The organism is Roseateles sp. P5_B10, assembly GCF_056400485.1.
In genome coordinates, this window is sequence record NZ_JBFULE010001039.1 from 1 (window position 1) to 1,580 (window position 1,580).

Sequence of the window (1,580 nt, forward strand, 5' to 3'; positions counted from 1 at the left end):
GTGCTGCACAGCACCAACAACTTCCCCGAGTTCACCGGCCGCATCTGCCCCGCGCCCTGCGAGGCGGCCTGCACGCTGAACGTCAATGACGACGCGGTGGGCATCAAGTCCATCGAGCACGCCATCATTGACCGCGCCTGGGCCGAGGGCTGGGTCACGGCCCAGCCGGCCAAGGTGCGGACCGGCAAGAAGGTGGCCGTCGTTGGCGCCGGCCCGGCCGGTCTCGCGGCGGCGCAGCAGCTGGCCCGCGTCGGCCATAGCGTCACCGTCTTCGAGAAGAACGACCGAGTCGGCGGCCTGCTGCGCTACGGCATCCCGGACTTCAAGATGGAGAAGTCCCACATCGACCGCCGCGTCGAGCAGATGAAGGCCGAGGGCGTCGAGTTCCGCACCGGCGTGATGGTCGCCGCCCTGCCCGAAGGCAGCAAGGTCACCAACTGGGCCAAGGAAACGATCGGCGCCGACGAACTGAAGAGCCAGTTCGACGCCATCGTGCTGACCGGCGGCGCCGAGCAGTCGCGCGACCTGCCCGTGCCGGGCCGGGAGCTGTCCGGCGTGCACTTCGCGATGGAATTCCTGCCGCAGCAGAACAAGATCAACGCTGGCGACAAGCTGAAGAACCAGTTGCGCGCCGACGGCAAGCACGTCATCGTCATCGGTGGCGGCGACACCGGCAGCGATTGCGTCGGAACGAGCAACCGCCACGGCGCCAAGAGCGTCACGCAGTTCGAGCTGTTGCCCCAGCCGCCCGAAGTGGAAGACCGCCCGCTGACCTGGCCCTACTGGCCGATCAAGCTGCGCACCTCGTCCAGCCATGAAGAAGGTTGCGAGCGCGAGTTCGCCATCGCCACCAAGGAATTCATCGGTGAGAAGGGCAAGCTGACCGGCGTCAAGACCGTGCGCCTGCAATGGCAGGGCGGCAAGATGACCGAGGTCGAAGGCAGCGAGCAGATCCTCAAGGCCGACATGGCCTTCCTGGCGATGGGCTTCGTGTCGCCGGTCGCCACCATCCTGGAGGCCTTCGGCGTCGACAAGGATGCGCGTGGCAACGGCAAGGCCTCGACCGAAGGTGCCAGCGCCTACAAGACCAATGTCGACAAGGTCTTCACCGCCGGCGACATGCGCCGCGGCCAGAGCCTGGTGGTGTGGGCCATCCGCGAAGGCCGCCAGGCCGCGCGTGCGGTGGATGAATACCTGATGGGTTCGACGACGCTGCCGCGCTGAGCACGCCGCCTCGCCTCCTGCAACGCGACCTCCGGGTCGCGTTTTTCATGGCGCCGTAGCAATTACTTACGGGGGCATGCCGTTCGTCGCGGCGGCATGGACGCCCGTCGAGAAGCAGTGTCGAGGTGCGCAGTTTTGCACGACATTCACGCCGGCGCTGCCGCAGAATGCCCCGAAACGACCACTTGATGGTCCTTCTACCCGGCGCTCATCGCCTCGTCGCCGCTCCACAGGAACTGCCCATGTCCCAATTCGCGTCTCCTCAGGTTCAACGTGGCTTCACGCTGATCGAGCTCATGATCGCGGTGGCCATTGTGGGCATCCTGGCAGCGGTGGCTGTCCCGCAATACAAGGAC

2 protein-coding genes are annotated in these 1,580 nt (G+C 66.3%); both read left to right on the plus strand.

Annotated features, from left to right (window positions below; translation table 11 throughout):
• A partial coding sequence (locus AC1DU6_RS30570; protein WP_477861840.1) for a glutamate synthase subunit beta occupies nucleotides 1-1,224 on the plus strand: 1,224 nt, incomplete at its 5' end.
• Between the two features lie 242 nt (nucleotides 1,225-1,466).
• On the plus strand, nucleotides 1,467-1,580 hold a 114-nt coding region (locus AC1DU6_RS30575; RefSeq protein WP_477861842.1), incomplete at its 3' end, for a pilin.